The sequence below is a fragment of the Sphingomonadaceae bacterium OTU29LAMAA1 genome (genome assembly GCA_024072375.1).
Lineage (GTDB): Bacteria > Pseudomonadota > Alphaproteobacteria > Sphingomonadales > Sphingomonadaceae > Sphingomonas.
In genome coordinates, this window is record CP099617.1 from 2,172,699 (window position 1) to 2,189,879 (window position 17,181).

General features: G+C 68.2%; 16 protein-coding genes. 14 read left to right on the forward strand and 2 right to left on the reverse strand.

Annotated features, from left to right (window positions below; translation table 11 throughout):
• Window positions 1-104: 104 nt before the first annotated feature.
• A complete protein-coding gene (locus tag NF699_10600) occupies window positions 105-1,823 on the reverse strand; it encodes an acyl-CoA dehydrogenase (GenBank protein USU03537.1) in 1,719 nt (572 codons plus the stop codon).
• 36 nt (window positions 1,824-1,859) lie between these two features.
• Between NF699_10600 and NF699_10605 the strand changes: the two genes are divergently transcribed.
• The gene (locus NF699_10605) at window positions 1,860-2,792 is read left to right on the forward strand and encodes an L-threonylcarbamoyladenylate synthase (protein ID USU03538.1); all 933 of its coding nucleotides are present in this window, start codon (window positions 1,860-1,862) and stop codon (window positions 2,790-2,792) included.
• Between the two features lie 129 nt (window positions 2,793-2,921).
• Here NF699_10605 and NF699_10610 read toward each other — a convergent pair whose 3' ends face one another.
• Window positions 2,922-3,767: a flagellin FliC gene (locus tag NF699_10610; GenBank protein USU03539.1), complete on the reverse strand. Its 846-nt coding sequence runs from the start codon at window positions 3,765-3,767 to the stop codon at window positions 2,922-2,924.
• Between the two features lie 290 nt (window positions 3,768-4,057).
• On the opposite strand from NF699_10610, the gene NF699_10615 reads away from it, so the two are divergent.
• The 13 genes from NF699_10615 to fliP all read left to right on the forward strand — a co-directional run bounded on the left by NF699_10615 (window position 4,058) and on the right by fliP (window position 17,178).
• Window positions 4,058-5,377: a sigma 54-interacting transcriptional regulator gene (locus NF699_10615; protein ID USU03540.1), complete on the forward strand. Its 1,320-nt coding sequence runs from the start codon at window positions 4,058-4,060 to the stop codon at window positions 5,375-5,377.
• A complete protein-coding gene (gene fliE, locus NF699_10620) occupies window positions 5,374-5,733 on the forward strand; it encodes a flagellar hook-basal body complex protein FliE (protein ID USU03541.1) in 360 nt (119 codons plus the stop codon). The genes NF699_10615 and fliE overlap by 4 nt, the downstream gene beginning before the upstream one ends.
• Window positions 5,734-5,736: 3 nt before the next feature.
• Window positions 5,737-7,398 (forward strand): flagellar M-ring protein FliF, encoded by a 1,662-nt coding sequence (gene fliF, locus NF699_10625; GenBank protein ID USU03542.1) that lies wholly within the window; start codon window positions 5,737-5,739, stop codon window positions 7,396-7,398.
• A 65-nt stretch (window positions 7,399-7,463) separates the two neighbouring features.
• A complete protein-coding gene (locus NF699_10630; GenBank protein ID USU07052.1) occupies window positions 7,464-8,429 on the forward strand; it encodes a flagellar motor switch protein FliG in 966 nt (321 codons plus the stop codon).
• On the forward strand, window positions 8,422-9,162 hold the full coding sequence (locus tag NF699_10635) for a flagellar assembly protein FliH (protein ID USU03543.1): 741 nt from the start codon (window positions 8,422-8,424) through the stop codon (window positions 9,160-9,162). Before NF699_10630 ends, NF699_10635 begins: the two co-directional genes overlap by 8 nt.
• Window positions 9,162-10,490, forward strand: a complete 1,329-nt coding sequence (locus NF699_10640) for a FliI/YscN family ATPase (protein ID USU03544.1) — start codon at window positions 9,162-9,164, stop codon at window positions 10,488-10,490. The genes NF699_10635 and NF699_10640 overlap by 1 nt, the downstream gene beginning before the upstream one ends.
• Entirely contained in the window at window positions 10,483-10,914 is a 432-nt protein-coding gene (locus NF699_10645) for a hypothetical protein (GenBank protein USU03545.1), read from the forward strand. Before NF699_10640 ends, NF699_10645 begins: the two co-directional genes overlap by 8 nt.
• Before the next feature lie 38 nt (window positions 10,915-10,952).
• Window positions 10,953-14,144 (forward strand): flagellar hook-length control protein FliK, encoded by a 3,192-nt coding sequence (locus NF699_10650; protein ID USU03546.1) that lies wholly within the window; start codon window positions 10,953-10,955, stop codon window positions 14,142-14,144.
• A 23-nt stretch (window positions 14,145-14,167) separates the two neighbouring features.
• Entirely contained in the window at window positions 14,168-14,791 is a 624-nt protein-coding gene (locus NF699_10655; protein ID USU03547.1) for a flagellar basal body-associated FliL family protein, read from the forward strand.
• Between the two features lie 4 nt (window positions 14,792-14,795).
• On the forward strand, window positions 14,796-15,734 hold the full coding sequence (locus NF699_10660; protein ID USU03548.1) for a flagellar motor switch protein FliM: 939 nt from the start codon (window positions 14,796-14,798) through the stop codon (window positions 15,732-15,734).
• Window positions 15,731-16,030 carry a flagellar motor switch protein FliN gene (gene fliN / locus NF699_10665; GenBank protein USU03549.1) on the forward strand — a complete coding sequence of 100 codons (300 nt, stop codon included), beginning with the start codon at window positions 15,731-15,733 and terminating at the stop codon, window positions 16,028-16,030. The genes NF699_10660 and fliN overlap by 4 nt, the downstream gene beginning before the upstream one ends.
• Before the next feature lie 9 nt (window positions 16,031-16,039).
• On the forward strand, window positions 16,040-16,300 hold the full coding sequence (locus tag NF699_10670) for a flagellar biosynthetic protein FliO (GenBank protein USU03550.1): 261 nt from the start codon (window positions 16,040-16,042) through the stop codon (window positions 16,298-16,300).
• Entirely contained in the window at window positions 16,297-17,178 is an 882-nt protein-coding gene (fliP, locus tag NF699_10675) for a flagellar type III secretion system pore protein FliP (GenBank protein ID USU03551.1), read from the forward strand. The genes NF699_10670 and fliP overlap by 4 nt, the downstream gene beginning before the upstream one ends.
• Window positions 17,179-17,181 lie beyond the last annotated feature (3 nt).

Sequence of the window (17,181 nt, forward strand, 5' to 3'; positions counted from 1 at the left end):
GGGGGAGGTGGGCTTCGAACTCCGTTATCAACGACGTCGCTTACCTCCCCCTCCGTCACGGCGTTGCCGTGCCACCTCCCCCTCGCGGGGGAGGACTTGTTAGGTCAGGCGGCGAAGGCTTCTGCGGGAATTGCATATAGAACGTCGGCGCTCGCGGTAGCGGCGGCCTTCAGGCCGAGCGCTTCGGGGACGATCTGGTCGAGATAGAAGCGGACCGCCGCACGTTTCACGATAGCGAAGTCCTCGTCGCCGGTCGCGTGGCGACCTTCGCGTTCCATCAGCCAGCCGCAGACCGCGACCGAGGTCATCGTCAGGAAGGGATAACTGGCGGCGAGCTTGTCGTCGGCGTCGGCGGTGGCGAGGCGGTGGGCGATGGCGTCGATCGCGTCGATCAGCGCGATGAGCGCCGGGTGCTCTGCCTCGGCGCGCATATCGGCAACCAATGCCGCGAAGGCACCGCCGTTATCCAGCGACAGCTTGCGGCCGACGAGGTCGGCGGCCTGAATGCCGTTGGTGCCTTCGTAGATCGGGGTGATGCGGGCATCGCGGAAATATTGCGCGGCGCCGGTTTCCTCGACGTAACCCATGCCGCCGTGCACCTGAATGCCGAGGCTTGCGACTTCGTTGCCGATGTCGGTGCCGTGCGCCTTGGCGAGCGGGGTGACGACTTCAAGCCGGTTCTTTGCCGCAGCGTCGCCCAGCCCCGCGCGATCGACCTGACCGGCGGCGTAATAGACGAGCGCACGGGCTGCCTGCGTCTGCGCCTTCATGCGAAGCAGCATGCGGCGGACGTCCGGGTGGTCGACGATGCGGACCGATTCCTTGTTCGGCGAACCTGCGCGGGCGGACTGGACGCGCTCAAGCGCATAGCCGACCGCCTTCTGCGTCGCGCCTTCGGCGATCTGGACGCCTTGCAGGCCGACGTTCAGGCGGGCGTTGTTCATCATCGTGAACATCGCGCGCATCCCGGCATGTTCGGCACCGATCAGTTCGCCGACGCAATCGTCATGGTCGCCGAAGCTGAGCACGCAGGTCGGCGAGGCGTGCAGGCCCATCTTGTGTTCGATCGACACGACGCGGACGTCGTTGAACTCGCCGGGCGTGCCGTCATCCTTCAAACGGAACTTGGGGACGATGAACAGCGAGATGCCGCGCGTGCCGGCGGGCGCATCCGGCGTGCGCGCGAGGACGAGGTGGACGATGTTGTCGGCCATGTCGTGGTCGCCGAACGAGATGTAGATCTTGGTGCCCTTAATCGACCATTTGCCGTCACCCAGCGGCCTGGCCGTCGAGCGAAGCGCGCCGACGTCGCTGCCGGCCTGCGGTTCGGTGAGGTTCATCGTGCCGGTCCATGCGCCGGTGGCGAGATGCGGAAGATAAAGCGCCTGCTGTTCGGGTGAGCCATGATGCGCGAGCGCCTCGATCGCGCCGACGGTCAGCGTCGGGCAGAGCGCGAAGCCCATGTTGGCAGACCCGAGCGTATCAAGCACCGCGGTCTGGATCGCGAAGGGCAGGCCCTGCCCGCCGAATTCTTCCGGCACGCCGATCGTACCCCAGCCGCCCTCGACGTAATCCTTATACGCTTTTATGAAGCTGGCCGGCATATGGACGCCATCGGGCGACCATTTAGCGCCGACGGTGTCGCCTTCGCGGTTGAGCGGGGCCCATTCGCCGGCCGCGAACTGGCCGACGCCCTCCAGCACCGCATCGATCACGTCGGGGCTGGCGGCGGCGAAGCGATCGGTGGTGGCGAGTTCGTCTATTTTTACGACGTGCTCCAGCACGAAACGCTGGTCGGCCACGGCTGCGGTAAAGGACATCATTCTCTCCCAGGATTACCCGCGATATAGCCCCGGTGGATGGTCGATCCAAACCCGCGCATCTTACCCTACGGCATGGCCGCGATCGACGAGGCGGCCGAGCGAATCGGTCGTGGCGAATGCGTCGCGGTGCCGACCGAGACCGTCTATGGCCTCGCCGCCGATGCCGGGAATGCCGACGCGGTGGCCGGCATCTATGCCGCCAAAGGGCGACCGAGCTTCAACCCGCTGATCGTGCATGTGGCCGATCTGGCGGCCGCGGAGGCGCTGGCGGTGTTCGATGCCGATGCGCGGGCACTGGCGGCGCGATTCTGGCCGGGACCGCTGACGCTGGTGCTGCCGTTGCGGACGGACGCACCGATCGCATCGCTGGTGACGGCGGGACTGGCGACGATAGCGTTGAGGGTGCCGCGTCATCGGGCGATGCAGGCCCTGCTCGCTGCGACGAAGCGCCCGTTGGCCGCTCCATCCGCCAACGCGAGCAACGGGATCAGCCCGACGCGGGCCGCGCATGTCGCGGCAAGCCTGGGCAACCGGGTGCCGCTGATCATCGACGACGGCGGATGCGAAGCCGGGCTGGAATCGACGATCGTCGCAGGCCGGACCATCCTGCGGCCGGGTCCGATCGTGGCCTCGGATCTGCCGTTCGCGGTGCAGGCACACTCTATAGACTCTACGGACGCTGCGATCACCGCGCCGGGGCAGCTGGCGACGCATTATGCGCCGGGCAAACCGCTGCGGCTGGACGCGACCGCGGCGGCGGCCGACGAATGGTTGATCGGCCATGGCCCGGTGACGGGGGACGACATGCTGTCGGCGACCGGAGACCTGCGCGAGGCAGCGGCGCGGCTGTTCGATGCGTTGCATCGCGCCGATGCGAGCGATCGGGCGGCAATCGCGGTCGCCCCGATCCCGCATGCCGGCCTGGGCGAGGCGATCAACGACCGGCTGACGCGCGCGGCGCATCGTTGACAGCCGAAAACCCCGGCGGCTCTGGGGCCGCCGGGGTTCTGGCTTCGCTCGTCCTTGGGGGGAGAGCTCGGTCGGCGCCGACACCCTTGGGGGGGCGGTGCCGGCACCGGAACTGGTCGCTTCTCCGGATTACTGGAGGAGCTTCAGGACGCCCTGCTGGCTCTGGTTGGCCTGAGCGAGCATCGCGGTCGACGCCTGGCTGAGGATCTGCGCCTTGGCGAGGGCCGTGGTTTCCGTCGAGAAATCGGTATCCTCGATGCGGCTGCGGGCGTCCGACAGGTTGGTGACGTTGGTGGTCAGGTTGTTTACGACCGACTGCAGACGGTTCTGACCGGCACCCAGCGTCGCACGGGCGGTGTTGATGTCCTTGATCGCGGCATCGACCTTGCCCAGCGTCGTCGTCGACTTCGTCGTGGTGGAGACGTCGAGCGGCTCCGTGGTGCCGTTCGTGATATTGTCCATGCTGACGAACGCCTTCTGCAGATCGACCGTGTCGGACGCACCGGCGCCGGTCTGGATCGTGACCTTGGCGCTCGACGTGGCGGCCGTACCGGCGACAAAGTCGAACACCGGAACGCCGTTGAACTTGGTGTTGGTCAGGATGTCATTCATCTGCGTGCGCAGCTGCGTAACTTCGGCGTTCAGGTTGGTGCGGTCGTCGGTGCTGTAGGTGCCCGATGCCGACTGCACGGCCAGTTCGCGGACGCGCTGGAGCATGTTGTTCACTTCGCCGAGCGCACCTTCCGCCGTCTGGGCGAGGCTGATGCCGTCGTTGGCGTTGCGGATCGCCTGGTTCATGCCGCGGACCTGGGCGGTCATGTTCGACGAAATCGCCATGCCGGCGGCATCGTCCTTTGCCGAGTTGATGCGCTTGCCGGTCGACAGACGCTCCATCGAGGTCTGCAGCGCCATGTTGGCGGAGGTCGAAGCGTTGCTGGCGCGAAGCGAGGCGATGTTGGTGCCGATAACGGTCATGAGATGTCTCCAATTAGCTGCGGCGCTCCCCGCCGCCCCCAGAGCGGAGGGCCGAGCCGCCAAATGGGATAACGGCCCGGCGCGCGGCGGCTTAAGCGAAAAAGTTGCAGCCGGTCGTTCGACCCGTCCGGCCGATCCAGCCCCCCCTTCCGTACGGGCACATACGGGCGCGTCGCGCGCGCGTGACGCAGGCGGGCCGGCGCCCGGAAATATTTTGCCGGGCGGCAACCGTTTTAACGACGCGTTTACCCTTGTTGCCGCATTGCAGGCTCATCCTTGGGGGATAAACCATGCGTTCGATTTTTCCTTCCGCTGCGGTGTCGCAGCGCAAATACGCGCTCGTGTCGGGGCTTCGCGCCCAGGGCTTCGGCGTCGGTTCGTTCGAAACCGGCCAGCCCGGCCCGGCCGACCTGTTCCTGATCGCCGAGGGCGAGGCGCCGCCCGCCCCTGCCCGCACCGTGATCATCGGCGACGACGGTCGCCACGTCATTCCTTCGCGCGACGGCAACCCGGCGCGAATCGCCTTTGGCCATGAGGACGCGGCGGTCGGCAACGGCTTTGCCCGCGCGCTGGTCGCCGGGCCCGACATGCCGACGGCGGCGGACCCCGAATCGCTGGCGCTGCTGGCGCTGGCCGAGCGCGTGGCGCAGGCGGACATCACCGTCCTGATCAACGGGCCGACCGGCACCGGCAAGGAAGTGCTGGCGCGCGCGATCCACAACAATTCGCCCCGCAAGAACGGCCCGTTCATCGCGATCAACTGCGCCGCGCTGCCCGAGACGATGCTAGAGGCGCTGCTGTTCGGTCACCAGAAGGGTGCATTCACCGGTGCATCGTCGGGCGGCGAAGGCTTTTTCCGGGCAGCCGACGGCGGCACGATCCTGCTGGACGAGATCGCGGAGATGCCGCTCCAGTTGCAGGCCAAGCTGCTGCGCGTGTTGCAGGAGCGCGAGGTGGTGCCGATCGGCGCGTCGGTGCCGCAGAAGATCGACGTCCGCGTCGTCGCCTGCGCCAACCGCGATTTGCAGGGCGAAGTCGCCGCGGGTCGCTTCCGCGCCGATCTGTACTACCGCCTGTCGGTCTTCCCGCTGTCGACCAAGCCGCTCGCCGAGCGTCCGCAGGATATCCCCGCGCTCGCCGCGACGATGATCCTGCGCCATGCCGGTACGCGTGCCGTCGTGCCGTGGCCGACGGTGGACGCGGTCGAGCAGCTGATGCGCCACGACTGGCCGGGCAACGTCCGCGAGCTGGAGAACGTGATCCAGCGCGCGCTGCTGTTCGCCGGCGGCGACACGATCGAGGCGAGCCACATCGTGTTCGACCGGCCGATCAGCTTTACCTTTCACCGCGAATCGGCCCCGGTGACGCAGCTGTTCCCGCAGGCCGCGCCCGCCGAGCCGGCGATGTCGGCCCCGGTGACGTTGGGCAACGTCGTGCAGATGAGCGAATTCCAGGCGATCCGCGAAATGCTGGCCGCTTGCGGCGGCAGCCGGATCGAGACCGCACGGCGGCTGGGCATTTCCGAGCGCACGTTGCGCTATCGCCTCGCCAAGGCACGCGATCAGGGCGACGACCTCGCCCGCCCGCTTAACATGGCGGGTGCGGCATGAGCGGCGTTGCGGGTGTGGGCGGCGCGATGAGCGTCGACCGGGTGATGCAGCTGCGCGCGCAGATCCTGGAGCGCAACCAGGCGCTGAGCCGTGCGAGTGCGACCGAGACCAGTGCCCCCGCCGGGGCTACGAAGCCGACCAGCTTCGCCGATACGCTGCAGGATGCGCTGAAGGACGTCAACGCGACGCAGGGCAAGGCGTCCGCGCTGTCCGAAAGCTACGAACGCGGTGAGACGGTCGATATCGCCAAGGTCATGCTGGCGCGCCAGCAGGCCTCGGTCGGGTTCGAGGCCACGCTGCAAGTCCGCAACAAATTGCTGTCCGCCTACAAGGACATCATGAGCATGCCGGTGTAATCGATGAGCACTGCACTCGCCACCACTTCGCCCTCGGGCCTGCCCGAGAAGTTCGCCAACCCGCTGTTGCAGATCAAGGGCGTGCTCGCGCAGCCCGCCGTCCGCCGCAGCCTGCCGATGGCGATGCTCGTATCGCTCGTCGCTGCCGCCGCGCTCGCCTGGATGAGCCTGTCGACACCGACGCAGAAGACGCTGTTCACCGGGCTGACCGATGCCGACAAGCAGGCGGTCACCAGCGCACTGACGCAGGCGAACATCACCAGCCATATCGACGACGGCACCGGCGCCCTGACGGTCGACGAGGACCAGTTCAGCAAGGCACGCATGCTGCTCGCCGGGCAAGGTTTGCCGAAGCAGGCCCCCGGCGGCTATGCGATCCTCGACCAGTTGCCGATGGGCGTCAGCCGCGCCGTCGAGGGCGAACGGCTGCGGCAGGCGCGCGAGACGGAGCTGGCCCGTTCGATCGAGGATATCGACGCGGTCGCCGAGGCGCGCGTGCATCTCGCCACGCCCGAAGCGTCGGTGTTCGTGCGTGACAATGCCGCGCCGTCGGCGTCGGTGGTCATCAAATTGCAGGGTGGCCGCGCGCTGTCACAGGCCCAGGTGCAGTCGATCATCAATCTGGTCGCATCGTCGGTGCCGGGCATGAAGCCGGAGAGCGTGACGATCGTCGACCAGATGGGCGCGTTGCTGTCCAAGCCGGGTGCCGGCGGCGTCGATGCCGAGGGCGATGCGCGGCTGGAGATGCAGCGCAAGACCGAGGACAAGGTGCGTCAGCAGCTGGTCCAGCTCCTGACGCCACTGGTCGGCGCGGGCAATTTCACCGCCGAGGTGCAGGCCGACATCAACCTCGACGAGACGCAGGCGACGCGCGAAAGCTACGAGAAGCAGGGCGCCTTGCGCGCCGAGACGGGCAACTGGACGGGCAACCAGGCCGGTGGCCCGGCGACGCCCGGCGGTATTCCCGGTGTGCTGTCGAACACGCCGCCGCCCGCCAGCCAGTTGCAGGCACCTCAGGCCGCCAACGGCGCATCGGGCGAACCCGCTCCGGCTGCCGGCAACCCCGCGCCCAATCCCAACAAGCAGAGCGACAGCTTCCAGCGCGCCTACGACCTCGGCAAGGAGGTTTCGGTGACGCGCCAGACGCCGGGTTCGGTCAAGCGCCTGTCCGTCGCCGTGCTGCTGCGCGAACCCGAGAAGGGTCGTCGTACCGCGATGGAAATCGGTCAGGTCACCGATCTGGTGAAGAGCGCGGTCGGTTTCGATCAGGCGCGACAGGATCAGGTGACCGTGATCAGCCGCAAGTTCGCCGACACGGCGGCCGACGCCACCGGCCCGGCTTGGTACGACAACGCCTGGCTGCCGGTGCTCGCCCGCAACGCAACAGCGATCATCATCGCGCTGCTGGTGCTGATGCTCGGCGTTCGTCCGCTCGCCAAGGGGCTGATGAAGAAGCGTGAGGATGCGACGACGCCGGCACTTGCCGGTCCGGCCGGCAGCCCGGCCGCGGACGGCATCACCGTGCATGAATCGGTCAGCCTCGACCGGCTGGAGGCAACGCAGACGGTCGACGACCGGATCGGTGCGGTCCGCGGCTTTACCCGCGACAATCCCGCCCGCGCCGCGCTCGCGATCCGCGACATGATCAAGGCCGACGCCAAGTGAACGCGATCACGCCCGTCGTCGCCGCCGCGCGCAGCTATACCGGCGTCGAACGCGCCGCGGTGCTGATGATGCTGGTCGGCGAGGAGGAAGCTGCGGCCATCCTCCAGAAGCTCGACCCCGAGGAAGTGCGGCAGCTCGGTTCCGCCATGTTCGCGGTCGCGGACGTGTCCGAACAGGAGATGGAGGACGTGCTCGACGATTTCGTCGGCAAGGCGCGCGAGCGTACCGGCATCACTTTCGAACCGCGCCCGCGGATCGAAGCGGTGATGAACCGCGCGCTGGGGCCCGAGAAGGCGGAAAGCGTGCTCGCACGCATCACACCGCCCGAAGCCAATTGCGAGCTCGAGATCCTCGACTGGCTCGAGGCCGGCGAGATCGCGCAGATGATCGAAAAGGAACATCCGCAGATCGCGGCGGTGATGATCGCCAATCTCGATCCCACGGTCGGTGGTCAGGTGCTCGAATTGCTGCCCGATGCGGTGCAGCCCGATATCCTGCACCGCATCGCGCGGCTGGGGCCGATCAACCCCGATGCCGTCGAGACGTTGAAGGCGGTGCTCGCCAGCCGGCGCGGCGGCGGCGGCGGTCGTCCCGGCGCCAATGGCCCGACGCTGGGTGGCACGCGCGAGGCGGCGAAGATCCTGCAGGGCGCGCGCAAGGCGACCGAACAGCGGGTGATGCCGAAGCTGTTCAAGATCGACAAGGACGTCGCCAAGGCGATCGAGGAGGCGATGTTCGTCTTCGACAACCTGCTCGATCTCGACGACAAGAATCTGGGTACGCTGATCCGCAACGTCGATGGCGACATTCTGTCGCGCGCGCTGAAGGGCGTCGACGAGAATGCGCGCAATCGCTTCCTCGGCTGCATGTCGGCGCGCGCCGCCGACGGTATCCGCGACGAGATGGAGGCACGCGGGCCGATGAAGCTCGCCGAAGTGCTGGAAGCGCAAAAGGCGATGATCGGTATCGCGCGCAACCTCGCCAAGGACGGCACCATCGTGATGGGCGCGAGCGACGACGATTATGTCTGAGTTCGTCGCCGGATTTGCCGGACGCCACGACACCGCCGCCCACCTGCTCCAGGCTGCGTTCGCGCCGCCGCAGGGCTTCACGCCGCGCGAGATGTGGGCGACGCTGGAACGCGCGATGGGGGGGGATCGGGATGAACCGCGATCCGGCCCGAAGCATTTCAGCCCCGCCGATCCGGGCGGCGAGAAGCCTACGCAGGGCTGGGACCCGCTCGATGCACAGGTGGAGCCGACCGGCTTCATCGATCCGGTCGAGACGGCGCATGCCGCCGGTTATGCCGAGGGGCTGGCCGCTGCTGCCGCAGCGGCGCGCGAGAGCGGCGACCGCGACCGGGCGCTGCTGACCGAACTGACCGCGGCGCTCGCCAATGGCCATCAGCTGGATCGTGATCGCATCGCCACGCAATTGCGCCAGACCGTGCTGCTGCTCGTCAACAAGCTGGTCGGCGAATGCGGCGTCACCGCCGACGTGCTCAACGGCCGCATCGCAGCCGCCGCCGAGATGCTGGCGGACGCGAGCGAATCGGCCTTGCTGCGGCTCAATCCCGAGGATCTGCCGCTGGTCGAGGCATCGCTGCCGAAGTCGATCTTCGCCGCGGGTGACGCATCGCTGCCGCGCGGCAGCTTCGTGCTGGAAAGCGCATCGACGCTGGTCGAGGACGGGCCGGAATTGTGGCTGGGTCAGCTCGCCGAGGCGATCGACCGCGTGCCGGTGCCGGCGCTGGAGCCGCGCTGATGCTCAACCGCTTCACCGCCGATTATCTGGAGACGCTGGGTGTCGCCGATTTCCGCCCGACGCCAAAGGTGTCGGGGCGCCTGTCCTCGTACGACGGCCTGCTGATGGAAGCGGTCGGCCTGTCGCTACCGGTCGGCACGATCTGCGAAATCGGCGGCCATGGCGATGCGAAGGTCGAGGCGGAGGTGATCGGTTTCCGCAAGGGGCGGACGTTGCTGATGAACCTTGGTGGTCCCGCGGCGCTGTTGCCGCGCGCGCCGGTGCGGCCCGTCGGCCCTCCCGGCGAAGCGGAGGTGGGGGATGCGCTGCTCGGCCGCGTGGTCGATGGCGCGGGCAAGCCGATCGACGGGCTCGGGCCGATCCGCGGCGCGCGGAAATGGCCGCTCGCGGGCAAGCTGCAATCTCCGCTGGACCGGGGCCGTGTGCTCAAGCCGATGGATGTCGGCGTGCGCGCGATCAACGGGCTGCTGACGATCGGCCAGGGCCAGCGTGTCGGCATCATGGCGGGGTCCGGCGTCGGCAAATCGGTGCTGCTCGGCATGATGGTGCGCGCGGCGCAGGCCGATGTGATCGTCATCGGCCTGATCGGTGAACGGTCGCGGGAAGTCGCCGACTTCCTCGAAACCAAGGTCGCGGGCGAGGCGCGCAAGCGTGCCGTCGTCGTCGCCGTTCCCGCCAACCATTCCCCCGTGCTGCGCATCCGCGGCGCGCTGCGTGCCACCGCCATCGCCGAAGCCTTTCGCAACGAAGGCAAGAAGGTGCTGCTGATCATGGACAGCCTGACCCGCGTCGCGCACGCCGGTCGCGAAATCGGGCTGGCGCTGGGCGAGCCGGCATCGGCGCGCGGCTATCCTCCGTCGGCGATCGCGATGCTGCCGAACCTGATCGAGCGTGCCGGCACCGACGTGCGCACCGGCGGATCGATAACCGCGATCTACACCGTGCTCGCGGACGGCGACGACGGCAACGACCCGGTGGTCGATTCGGCGCGCTCGATCCTCGACGGCCATATCGTCCTCAACCGCCATCTGGCGGAGCGCGGCGTCTATCCGGCGATCGACATCGGCCCTTCGGTCAGCCGCGTGATGACCGACATCGCGCATCCCGACCACGTTCACGCCGCGCGCGTGCTGCGCCGACATCTGGCGACGTACGAAGAGAATCGCGATCTCGTGCTGATGGGCGCCTATCGTCCCGGCGCGGATCCCGCGATCGATGCGGCGATCGCCGCGCACCCGGCCGTAATGGAATATATCAAGCAGGGTAGCGACGAGAATGTCTCGCTAGGCGATTCGATCGCCGAACTGACCGGCGTGTTCGGTGCCTGACGCGAAGAAGCTTGCGCGCATCCACCGCGTGCGCACGCTGCAGCTGGGCCTCACCCGCGCCGACGAGGTGCGGGCGCACGAGAAATTCGCGAGCGAGACCAACCTTGCCAGCCGCATCCAGGCGCTGGCGGATGCGGTGTCGCCGACGTCCGATACCGTCGCCAGCGCCGGGTCGCTGGGCGCGCAGGCGCATTTTCGCGAACGGCTCCACCAATCCTCCGCCGCGGCGCAGATGCGGGTCCAGTCGGCCGAGATGTTCGTCAACCGCGCTGCCGAAGCCACCCGATCGGCCAAGCGCGACCAGAGTGCGATCGAGAAGCTGCTCGATCGTGCGCGCCGTGCCGCATTGGTCAAAGAGATGCGCGCGCTGGAAGACACCCCCCCGATTTCTCCACTGAAGGCAAAACGGCACGATCCTTGCTAATGGTCTTGGGACACTTGTGATCCTGACGAGACCTATCGATGATCAACGCCGCCGCAGCCATCGTTCCGACCACTCCCGGCCAGCCGGGCAAGGGTGCGTTGCCGGTTGGCGGCGAGTTGTTCGCGCTGTCGATGTCGACCCTGCCGGAGATGGCCGGCGTGAGTGGCGATGCCCCGGCGAACACGATCCCGCTGGCCGCCGGCGACCCGGTCCGGCAAGCGCTTGCCGCTCCCGGCATGCCGCTGCCGACCGTCGATGCTGCCGCGATCGATCCGGCATTGGCGTGGCTGCCTGCGGTCAATATCGCCGTGCCTGCGCCGATGGAGATCCCGCCTGCGCTGGCGAACGCCGGCACCGATGCGCGACCCGACCGGCCGTTCGTGTTCACCGGCACGCCCGTGCTGAACGGCAGCACGTCCGTCGGCGCGCTGGCGATGGGCAGTACGACGAGACCGGCACCGGCCGTTGCGGTCGCGCCGCCCCTCCCAGACACACCGGCGGTTCGGCCGCTGGCACCTGGGCGGGCAGCGATGCCCGATGCGCCGGCAGGTGACGCAACACCGCAGGCGATCCCGCCTGAGCCGATAGCCGAACCCCTTGCCGCCACGCCCGGGACTTCGCCTGCGACGGCGAAGCCGACGGACACGCCGCAGGCCGCGACGACCACGAACACGCCGCAGGCGGCGACACTGCCGCAAACTTCGCAGGCGGCGACGGGTGACACGTCGGGTCGCCCCTCATCGGACATGCCGGTCGCAGAGCCGCTCGCTCGCGTACCGGCCAGTTCTCCGGCGCCCCGAAAGCGCGCTGCGTCGGCAGATATCGATGCGGCGACGGCTGGCGACCCCGCCAAGCCGCTGCGCCACAAGGGATCGCCGGCAACTGAGACCCTGGCTGCGACACCGGCCGGATCGGAAGCGCCGGCACTTCAGGTCGTGCACGCCACGCTGCCGGCGATCGCATCCGAACCCGATGCTCCCCCAGCGGTGTCCGACGATATCGTCCCTGACAGGGTGGTGACGCGGCGCGACGCGGCGCCGGAAAACCGGCATCACACCATAAGGGCCAGCTCCGGACCAGCGGTTGACGAGCCGGTCGAAGCAGCGGACGAGGAAGCAACAGAGCTTGCTGCACCGCTGCCGGCGGGCCGGGCCGATCAGACGATCACATCGGCGCCGCTACCCACACCGCCAGCCATAGCGCCCGTCGCACAGGCCCCGACGATTCCCGTCCAGCCGGTCGTGCAGACCGTGGTACAGGACGTCGCCGTTGTGCCCAAGGGCGCGGCGCCGGTTTCGTCGCGCCTTCCTGCACGGGAGAACCGGTCGCGACCGGACGACGCTTCGACCCTTCCCGGAACTACGCCAGTGCCGACGTCCGTCGCATCGAACGGTGATTCGGCCACACTCGCCCCACCACCATCGCAGCGGCCGGAAATGCCTGCGCCGGCACGATCGCTGGCCGACATGCAGGTCGGCGACCGGGTTCCGGCATCGGCCGTGGTCCCCGAGCCGGCCCCGGCAAAGTTGGACGCCGTCGATACCCGGCGCGAAATTCCGGCCGCAGCGAGTGCCAGGCGCTCCCCTGCCGCCGCTCCGCCGATGACTATTCTGCAGCCCGCTGCGGTTGCGCCGGTGGCTATCCGGGTGTCAGAAGACGAGGCCACCGATCCGCAGAGGCCGGAATCGTTCGCGCGCGAACGTTCTGCACCGCGCGTTCCCGGTCCCGCGATTCCATCGGCAGCCCCGCTGCCAGCCGATCCCGGCGTGATCGACCCCGCCGGACGCGCGCGCGATCCGGTTGCGAGACCAGTTCGCGCGACGACACGCGACCCTGCCGTCGCATCGGCAGTTCCGCTGCCGGCGACGGCGACGGCGATGGCGACGGGGATGGAGACGGGGGCACCTGCTCCGGATCGCGCAGAACCGACCCCGCGCACGGTCGCTGCCATGCCGGTCGATCAGGTTGCGAACGCCGCGACCGACCCGGCCAGAGGCACGACGCCCGCACCGGCAGGCGTCGCTACGCCAACCGGTCCCGAACGCGCGAAGCCCGATTCGCCGACCCCGGCTGCGCAACCTGCTATCATTGCCGATCCCGCACCGCTGATTGATGTGGCGCGTCCGCCAGCCGGGCAGCAGGCACCGGACGACCGCGTCCCTGCCGCACCGGCTCCCTCCGATCCTTCGCCCGTCACGGTCGACGCCCGCTCGACGACCGTATCCCCGGTTCGCGACTCCGGTGCGGCACCGATGGCCGATACGGCCGGCCCGTCTCGCTCCGTCGATGCGGCACCATCGACGCCCGCTGCCACGTCTGTGCCGACGCCCGTCATCGCCGTCGCGGCGCCGGTAGCGGTTGCCGCCGTATCCCCGGCGTCCGATGTCGCGCCGGAAGCGGTGCCGGCCGGGACCATGACGGCCCCGACCCCTGCCGCTGCCCCGACGCCCCGACCGACGTTCATGCGCGAAGTGTCCGGCACGCCGCGCCAGACCGTGGCGCTTCGTCCACGAACGGCGGCGCCGTCGCAGCCGACGGCAGGCACCACCGCTCCCGCGGCGGAAGTGTTCGGTGCGGCGAAGCATGCCGCGACCGGCGCCGACGAGCGCAAGCGCGTCGCACCGCTCGATCCCGCCGCCACGACGGTCGCCCCGTTGGCCACCGCCGCCCCGACGCATGGCGCTTCACCCGTCGTCGATACGACCCGGCCGACGCTCGACATGCGACAGGATAGCTGGCCGACGCATATGATCGACCGGATCGAGGCGTTGCGCGATGCGGCCAATGCGAACGACACGCGTATCCGCCTCGTCCCCGATGCGCTCGGCGCGATCGATATCTCCGTCCGGATGGTGGGCGATGCGATCCACGTCCGCTTCGCCGCGGACAATGGCACCACCCGCGCCCTGATCGAGGACGCGCAGCCACGGCTGGCGGAGGTCGCGCAGGAGCGTGGATTGCGGATCGGCCAGACGATCGTCGAGCCCGCGCCTGCAACCCAGTCCGGCGCCGGCCAGTCGTCGTCGCAGCCGCAATCCCAGCCCGGCGGTCAATCGCCAGCCGGCAGCGCGCAGCAGCAGACGGCCACGCAGGGCCAGGGTCAGGCCCAGCCGCAAGCCGGGCAGCAGCAGCCCCGGCAGCAACAGCATACCGCCCCGGCCCGCCAGCCGGCACCGGCGCGGGCCCCCTCCACCGATACCGATGCTGGCACCAACGGCCGCATCGCCTGACATTTGCCTGAGGATCACTGACGATGAGCGACAAACCCGAAGCCGACGCGCCCAAGAAGAAGGGCGGCAAGATGAAGATCGTGATCATGGCGCTCGCGCTGGTCGTGCTGGTCGGCGGCGGCGTGGGCGCGGGCGTCTACGCCGCCAGTGCCGGCCTGATCGGCGGCGGCCATGCCGCGGCAGCGGAGGAGCACGGACCCAAGCTGGTGCCCAAATCCGAACAGAAGCGTCCTGCCGAGGGCGGTGAAGGCGGAGGCGAACATGGCGGAGGCGGCGAATCGTCGGGCAGCGGCGGCAAGCACGTGCCGTCGGGCGGTGGCGGCGATCAATATGCCTCCAACTATTACACGATGGACCCGCAGTTCACCTCGAACCTGCAGGATTCGGTTCATGTCATCCAGGTCGGCATCGCGATCTCGACGCCGTACGACGACACGGTCATCGAGAATCTGAAGACCAACGACATCGCCGTACGCTCCGCGGTGCTGCTCACCCTCGGCGATACGCCAGAGGAGCAGGTGTTCACGTCCGCCGGCAAATTGCAGATGCAGCAGCGGCTGGCGAAGGCGATCAACGGAATTTTAGAGCAGAAAGAAGGATTCGGCGGCGTTCGTAACGTCTACTTTACCAATTTCGTTGTTCAGTGAGGTCATGGTTAACGCCGAGGCAACCTCCGAACGACGGACGCGGGATCGCACACCCGCCGCGCATGCGGCGGGGCTGGGCGCGACCAAGCTCAATCCGTTCGGCGATCTGCATACGCTGCAGCATTTGTCCGCGCGTCTCGCGCGGTCGCTGCGTGGCGTGTTCGAGCCGTTGCTGCGACGTGAAGTGCGGGCCTGGGCCGAACCGCTCGTGGTCCAGCGTTTCGGGGATTACCGTTCAGAGAAGGGCGATCTGCTGACCGCATGGTTGCCGATGACGATGTCGCCGCAGGGTGCCAACGCCCTGTGCGTCCTCGATGGCACCTTCGTATTGCAGCTGCTCGACCTGTTTTTCGGCGGCAACGGCGCGACCCCGCTGATGATGCCGACCGAATTCTCGCCGGCGGCGGATGCAATGGTGGCCAAGATCGGCCAGACCATCGCGGGGCCGCTGCGCACCGCGTGGGAACCGCTCGCCCGTATCGATTTTACCCCGACGCATGTCGAATCCAATGCCGCGATGCTGTCGACCGACGCCGACGACGCGATGATCGTCACCCGATTCGGCATCGCTGCGGGCGACGACCGTCCCGTCTTCGTCGACCTGATCTATCCGGTCACCGCGTTGAAGCCGCATGCGCCGACGCTGACCGGCAAGGTGCTCGACAAGCAGGAGGCGGACCCCGCATGGCGCACCTCGCTGACCCGCGCGGCGATGAACGTCCGTTTTCCGATCCGCTCGGTGCTCGCCGAGCCGGTGGTGCCGCTGTCGATGCTGATGAACCTGAAACAGGGCGACGTGATCCCGATCAGCATCGAACCGCAGGTGCCGGTAATGGTCGGAACCGATTGCCTTGGGCGCGGTACCGTCGGCACCTCCAACGGCCATGCCGCCGTCCGCCTGACCTCTCTTGCCCGATTCGACGACGAAGGACCTGACGCATGAACGACATGACCGGCGGCTTCCCGCTAGATGCCGGAGTGGCCGCCAATTTCCGGCTGTTGCAGGATGTCGACGTCAAGCTGACGGTCGAGATCGGCTCGACCTCGCTGACGTTGCGCGAACTGCTGGCGCTGGGCGAATCGAGCGTGATCGAGCTGGATCGCCAGGCGAACGAACTGCTCGACGTGTTCGTCAACGGCACGCTGATCGGCCGCGGCGAAGTTGTGACGGTCGGCGATCGCTTCGGCGTGCGCATGACCGAACTGGTCACGCCCGACAAATCCGCGGCGCGGAACTGAGGCGCGATCATGCTCTGGTCCTATATCCTCAAGCTCGTGATCCTGCTGCCGCTGGTGTGCGGCCTGATGATCGGCTGCCTGTACGCATGGCGGAAGCTGGAAACGCGGATGCCCGGTGGCGGCAAACCGTCCAACCGGCTGATCGCGGTCCGGGAAACGATGATGATCTCTCCCGGCCTGCGCCTTGCGGTGCTCGATTTCGAGGGCAAGCGCCTGCTCGTCTCGGTCGGCCGTGGCGGCGTCAACCTGATCGACAAGGTGGACCAGTGACGCCGACCGTGACGCGGCGGGGCCATGGTCCCGCATTGTTCAGGCCCGTCCGCCGCACGACCGGCGCGACGGCGCGCGGCTACAAATGGGTCTGGGCGATCCTCGCCATCGCGCTGGCGCTGCTCGTCGCGATGCCGGCCTTCGCGCAGGCCGCTCCCGCAGCACCTGCACCGGGCGTCGGCGATGCTGTGGATCGCGCGCTCGGCCAGCTGAGTGCGGGCGCGGCATCCGGCGGGACGCAGAGCGCGCCGCTGTCGCTGTCGCTGCAGGTCCTCATCATCATGGGCCTGTTGACGATCCTGCCGGGCATCCTGCTGATGATGACCAGCTTCACCCGGATCGTGATCGTGCTGGCCGTGCTGCGCCAGGCGATGGGCCTGCAACAGACACCGCCCAACCAGGTGCTGATCGGCCTCGCGCTGTTCCTGTCGCTGTTCATCATGGCGCCGACGATCAGCCAGATGAACACGCAGGCGATCCAGCCCTATGCCGCCGGGCAGCTGGCCGGCACGCAGATGATCGAGCGCGCCGGAGCGCCGCTCCACGCCTTCATGGTCAAGCAGACGCGGATCAAGGACGTGACCATGTTCGCCGACATGGCGAAGTCGGGCCCGTACACGTCGCCCAACGACATCCCGTTCGCCGTATTGCTGCCCGCCTTCGTCACGTCGGAGCTGAAGACCGCGTTCCAGATCGGGTTCCTGATGTTCCTGCCGTTCATCGTCATCGACCTCGTCGTCGCGACGGTGCTGATGGCGCTCGGCATGGCGATGCTGTCGCCGACGATCATCTCGCTGCCGTTCAAGCTGTTGCTGTTCGTGCTGGTCGATGGCTGGGCGCTGACCATGGGCAGCCTCGCCAATTCGTTCGCGACGTGAGGA

Excerpts from the sequence above, each read along its gene's own strand:
- NF699_10600 (USU03537.1), bottom strand. The coding sequence starts at position 1,823 with ATGATGTCCTTTACCGCAGCCGTGGCCGACCAGCGTTTCGTGCTGGAG.
- NF699_10605 (USU03538.1), top strand. The coding sequence starts at position 1,860 with ATGGTCGATCCAAACCCGCGCATCTTACCCTACGGCATGGCCGCGATC.
- NF699_10610 (USU03539.1), bottom strand. The coding sequence starts at position 3,767 with ATGACCGTTATCGGCACCAACATCGCCTCGCTTCGCGCCAGCAACGCT.
- NF699_10615 (USU03540.1), top strand. The coding sequence starts at position 4,058 with ATGCGTTCGATTTTTCCTTCCGCTGCGGTGTCGCAGCGCAAATACGCG.
- fliE (USU03541.1), top strand. The coding sequence starts at position 5,374 with ATGAGCGGCGTTGCGGGTGTGGGCGGCGCGATGAGCGTCGACCGGGTG.
- fliF (USU03542.1), top strand. The coding sequence starts at position 5,737 with ATGAGCACTGCACTCGCCACCACTTCGCCCTCGGGCCTGCCCGAGAAG.
- NF699_10630 (USU07052.1), top strand. The coding sequence starts at position 7,464 with ATGATGCTGGTCGGCGAGGAGGAAGCTGCGGCCATCCTCCAGAAGCTC.
- NF699_10635 (USU03543.1), top strand. The coding sequence starts at position 8,422 with ATGTCTGAGTTCGTCGCCGGATTTGCCGGACGCCACGACACCGCCGCC.
- NF699_10640 (USU03544.1), top strand. The coding sequence starts at position 9,162 with ATGCTCAACCGCTTCACCGCCGATTATCTGGAGACGCTGGGTGTCGCC.
- NF699_10650 (USU03546.1), top strand. The coding sequence starts at position 10,953 with ATGATCAACGCCGCCGCAGCCATCGTTCCGACCACTCCCGGCCAGCCG.
- NF699_10655 (USU03547.1), top strand. The coding sequence starts at position 14,168 with ATGAGCGACAAACCCGAAGCCGACGCGCCCAAGAAGAAGGGCGGCAAG.
- NF699_10660 (USU03548.1), top strand. The coding sequence starts at position 14,796 with ATGGTTAACGCCGAGGCAACCTCCGAACGACGGACGCGGGATCGCACA.
- fliN (USU03549.1), top strand. The coding sequence starts at position 15,731 with ATGAACGACATGACCGGCGGCTTCCCGCTAGATGCCGGAGTGGCCGCC.
- NF699_10670 (USU03550.1), top strand. The coding sequence starts at position 16,040 with ATGCTCTGGTCCTATATCCTCAAGCTCGTGATCCTGCTGCCGCTGGTG.